Here is a 5,248-nt window from a genome sequence, read left to right as displayed (position 1 = left end):
TTAAACATAATACGGAAATAATAACCTTGGAATTCCATTTTTTCAATTGATAAAATCATACTTAGATTATAGCTGTATTTCAGTCTATATCTTAATTTGATGATAGTACTTATTAAATATTGTTGTCAACAAAATTTACTTAAAATTAAAATTTTTTCTATTTTTTCCAATTTCTTTTATTTTATATTTTTGTGTGTATATTTTTATGATATAATAATAAAAATAATATTTTTTTAAAATAAAGAAATCAGAAATTTTTAGAATAAGGAGAAATAAAAAATCATGCAAGTAAAAGAAATTGATTCAAATTTAAATAGAGAATCTAGTAATAAGCATTATGTTAAAAGCAAATATGAAGCTATAGTAAATGAATCTATAAATACAGACGACTTATATACAATAAATACATTTGACAATCAACTTATAATTGAAAATGCCTCACTAAATGATGCATATAACTTTTTCAAATCAAATAGATGCATTTACACATTTCTTTCTCTTTTATACATAAAAAAAGTAATTAAGGTTCACAACGATAAATTATATATGTATAATGAAGAATTTAATTATTGGCAGGTTGAAAAAAACAACAACAAGCTTTTAGCGAAAATACGAGAGTTTTTAGAGAAGGAATACGACATTAAATTTAAATATTTAGAGCTTTTGGGTATCTCTATAAATTCAAAATTAAGTATATTAGTAAGAGATTTGAAAATAGATAAAAAATTCAATATGACAGATTTAGAATTCAAAAACTTCATGGATACTAATTCATACTGGATAAATTTCAAAAACTGCTCTTATAATATAGAAACAAATGAAATTATAACAGATAGCAGACAGCGAAAGGAATTGTTTTTCGACAGCTATATCGACGCAAATTACATAATCGGCAAGGATCTCTATTTGGACACTGAGAACCTTAAATATTTTTTCCATTTTTATTTAACTTCATTAAATAGTAATGAGGATAAATTACTTCAATTAGGACAGCATTTAGTTTACTCTATCCTCACTAAAACACGTAAAAGAAAAGCAAAGCAAATATTATTTATGGTAGGAGAACACGATGTTGGTAAGAGCTGCTTAATTGATTTATTTTCAAGCTATTTTCCTGAAGAAGCTGTGAAGCATATACCTCCGACTAAATTTGGCTCAGATGTCTCAAAGGCGAATCTTTTAAAGGCTCGATTTAATACTGTGCACGAGGTTTCATCACAAAGAGTTATACCTATTTCTGAATTTAGTAAAACAGTTTGGATAAATTCCGACCAAGCTATAGTAAATGGTGTAGTTTATACAGGGGACTATATGCAATTGCATCAAGTATATGCCAGCAATAGCTTTTTTAAGGTGTCTAACGAATACGATCCAGAAGATTATTTATCTAAAATAAATTTTTTAATTATCGATGGAAGACCGGCAGAGAAAATAATTAATTTATCTCAAAAGCTAATATCAGAAAAGGATTATATTATTAGCTTTTTCTTAAATTTAAAGGTATATAACCTTTTAAAAAACAACGACTTTAACTTTATAGAGCTAGAAGATGCCATAGAATTTAAGTACGATATAGATGCCAAATACGAAAATTATATTTTAAGAAAGAAACAAAAAGAAGAAAAAGATACCGACTACAATATGCTAGACTATGGACTTACTCAATTTTTCGATAAAAAGGTAGAATACTTTAATTATGATGATATAAGAGATAATTTAATCAAAAAAAATCTAGCTTCTATAATAAAGGAATTTCAAAGAAAGTCAGTCGACTATAGAGTTCATTTAGAGGATTTATACCACGAGTATGTGAGTTACTGCCATGAAAGGGATATTGAATATTTTAATGTACAATCCTCTTTTAAGAAAAGAATAGAAAAAATTTATAAAAATAATATAATCATCGAAAGCAAGTTAAAAACAGGTAAAAAAACTATAAATTATGAGGGATCTTATAAACGAATTTTCGATACTCAGAGTAAGATTATGATTTATAAGAAGTTTAAGGATAAGATTACTGGTAAAAATCAAATTGGTTATATTGGTATTAGGATTAAACGATAATACACTAAAAGTGTATAAGTAGAAATAAATTTTCTCTTATACACTTTATCTTACACTCTCTTTTTTACTTTAATCATTTTTTCCTAAATCATATATTATTGCATTATCAATTGAATTCAATACAAATGGCGAGTGAGTTGTTACTATAAACTGTATATTTGGAAAAAAGCTAACAAAAAATGGTAATATCTTATTTTGTAGCTCAACATATAAGTTAGCTTCTATGTTATCTATTAATACAATACCCTCTGTATCAAATTCATAATCTCTACATATAATAGATCTATTTTTATTTATTCTTAAAATTAAATCACATAATATACTTAAAACTGAAGAATATCCATCTGATAATTCATCGAATCCATATGGCTCTCTATTATCTTGAAGTATTTTAAAAGTATAATTTCTATAATCAAATTTCAATTTTATACTATCATCATCTAATATAGTTCTCATAGCATTTTCAAATTTATCAAACCAATTATCTATATTCTCTACTACTTCCATATCTTCTTCATTTCTCGCAAATGACTGTTGTGCTTTTAAATCAACTAAATATTTAAGAAATAATTTGCTTGGATTTTCATCAAAAGTATATGTATTTTTTAATTTTACTCTTTGAACTCCTGTTGGTGTTTCAAAATCTATAGATCTACTTGAATTGTAATACCCTAAGATAAATTTACCTTGTTTATATAAAGAACGTAATAAATTTTTATCGTTTAGATTAAATTTAATATCTATTTCATATGAACCATTTTTATTTATATCTTCAATTATAAATTCTAAATATTTTTTTATAGTTTCTATTAATGCAGTTTTACCTGATCCATTTATTCCAGTTAAAATTAAATGCTTCTGTTCTTTGTCACTTAAGTCTATTTTTATATTTTTCAAATGCCTTATTTTTTCTATATAAATCTGTTTAATAAAATGCTTGTTCAAATTGTTTCTCCTTTATCATTAAGTATAAAAAACTCCCGCTTTATACGGGAGTAATTAATATCAATCTCTAACATATAATATGTTTTCTTTTGATATTATCCAATATTAATATCAGCTACAGAATACAAAGCAGCCTTACCACTAAGCTTCACTCTATCGCCGTCCATAGTGCAGTAAAGTGTTCCGCCTCTTCTAGAAGCTTGGTAAGCAACTATACTGTCCTTATCCAATTTATTTATCCAATATGGAGCGATATGACAATGACCTGAGCCGCATACTGGATCTTCAATAATGTTTAACTTAGGTGCGAAACTACGTGATACACAATCTACATCCTTGCCTGCTGCAGTTACATGTAACAATAATCCATCTATTGCCTTCAATTTATCCATATCAGGTTTTAATTCTCTGACTGTTTTTTCGTCGTCAAATAAACAAAGTAAATCTCTTCCCATATACGCTTCTGTTGGTCTAGCTCCCATTGCATCGACCATTGCATCAGTTATTTCAACTGGTTTTAAATCATATGCAGGGAAATCAAGTTCGTATAAGTCACCTTTTTTATTTACTATTAAGTCGCCGCTCATTGTAGAGAATGTAACTGTTTTTAAGTCAGCTTCTACATAGTTCATAATTACATAAGCACTAGCCAATGTCGCATGGCCACATAAGTCTATTTCTCCTCCTGGTGTGAACCAGCGTAATTTATATTTATCGCCTTCTTTTACAGTGAATGCTGTTTCTGAAAGGTTGTTTTCTACAGTAATACTCATCATTGTTTCTTCTGGAAGCCAAGCATCCATTACACATATTGCTGCTGGATTTCCTCCAAATACTTTTTCACTAAATGCATCTACTACATATTGTTTCATATTATAGGTCCCCCTTTTTAAATATATTATCTATAATATAAGGTTATCATCTCAAATCTTCCAAAACAATATTAAAAGCGTATGGCATTCAATTTTGTTTAATAAATATTATAGATGCTTTCTGATTCTAATAATTGTTTCAATATAATCAGGCCTTTTTCGAGCTCTTCAATGCTAGAAGTCGATGTGACTGCTAATCTCACGGCATTTACCGGTTTTTCCTTGCCTACAATAAATTTATTTGCTGAATAGATTCTAACTCCTTTTTTATAAGCGAGATTTTCAAACTCTAGAGCATCAAATTTTTTAGGTAAAATAAACCATTTAAATATGCAATTTTCATCGCCTATTAGGTTGTACTCTCCTAGATATTTTTCGACTAATGCGTTTCTCTCTCTAGTCGAAGCTCTATGTCTATCCATCAACTTATAGATAGATTTAGAAACTATCATCCTAGATGCTATTTCCAGCATGAATGGAGACACCGTTATATTCATGTTGTATAAAGCGTTGAATAAATCCTTTTTGTACTTCAATGGAGATACTATATATCCCAATCTAAGTCCAGGTGCTACAGTTTTTGATAAGCTATATATGTAAATCACATTATCTGGTGCATAGCTTGCGACTGATTTTCTAGGTTCTTCCAATAAAAAGCTGTAGATAGAATCCTCTATTACTATTAGATCCTTTTCCACCGCGACCCCTGCTATCATTTTTCTGCATTCGTCACTCATTATGTGGGTCGTAGGATTTTGGTAGTCTGGTATGATGTAAAGCCCTTTTATGCCGTTACTGAAAACTTATAAAAATCTATAAAAAATTATAAAATTTTATGTTTCATTCCTTTTTCAACGTATCTGCTTTTACTATAAATAAATTCACAGCTACTTACATTTGATATAATACTCCAAAGGCTTAAATTCCCGACTAACGTATCGGTACATATCAATAGTGTTGTTTAGGTAACTAAGCTATTGATTTTCCGTAATTCATAAGGTTTATACTTGCATTCTTGTCTCTATCAATTATAGTGTTACATTTTTCGCATTTATAAATCCTATCACTAAGCTTCAAATCATTTTTTATTACCCCACAGCATGAACATATTTTACTACTTGCGTAAAATCTATCTGCAACTATAAATTTAATATTATTCCATAGAGATTTGTACTCTATTTGTCTATAAAATTTATAAAAGCATTGTTCTGCTACAGCTTCTGATAAATGCTTATTTCTCATCATACCTCTTACATTTAAATCTTCTAAAACAATAAATTTTGGTTTTCGATTTATTATTTCAGTAGTTACTTGATGTAAATAATTATGACGAATATTTGTTAATCGGTGATTAAGTTTTAATAATT

Annotated in this window: 5 protein-coding genes; 1 reads left to right on the top strand and 4 read right to left on the bottom strand. The window is 27.9% G+C overall.

What is annotated here, in order from left to right:
* The first annotated feature begins 282 nt into the window (after window positions 1–282).
* Complete coding sequence (locus SPD90_RS08250) at window positions 283–2,064, top strand: hypothetical protein (RefSeq protein ID WP_320924907.1); 1,782 nt, start codon at window positions 283–285, stop codon at window positions 2,062–2,064.
* 69 nt (window positions 2,065–2,133) lie between these two features.
* Here the strand turns inward: SPD90_RS08250 and SPD90_RS08245 are convergent, their stop codons facing one another.
* From SPD90_RS08245 to SPD90_RS08230, 4 genes are all read right to left on the bottom strand, one after another.
* On the bottom strand, window positions 2,134–3,009 hold the full coding sequence (locus SPD90_RS08245) for an AAA family ATPase (protein ID WP_320924906.1): 876 nt from the start codon (window positions 3,007–3,009) through the stop codon (window positions 2,134–2,136).
* Window positions 3,010–3,104: 95 nt separating this feature from the next.
* Window positions 3,105–3,881, bottom strand: coding sequence for a PhzF family phenazine biosynthesis protein (locus tag SPD90_RS08240; protein ID WP_320924905.1), 777 nt, complete (start codon window positions 3,879–3,881; stop codon window positions 3,105–3,107).
* Window positions 3,882–3,979: 98 nt separating this feature from the next.
* Window positions 3,980–4,651, bottom strand: a complete 672-nt coding sequence (locus tag SPD90_RS08235) for a PLP-dependent aminotransferase family protein (RefSeq protein ID WP_320924908.1) — start codon at window positions 4,649–4,651, stop codon at window positions 3,980–3,982.
* 199 nt (window positions 4,652–4,850) lie between these two features.
* On the bottom strand, window positions 4,851–5,248 hold a 398-nt coding region (locus tag SPD90_RS08230), incomplete at its 5' end, for an RNA-guided endonuclease InsQ/TnpB family protein (protein ID WP_320924904.1).

It is taken from the genome of Intestinibacter sp., from assembly GCF_034113885.1.
In the GTDB taxonomy this organism is placed as follows: Bacteria; Bacillota; Clostridia; order Peptostreptococcales; family Peptostreptococcaceae; genus Intestinibacter.
This window is presented reverse-complemented; position numbering and strand designations above follow the sequence as displayed.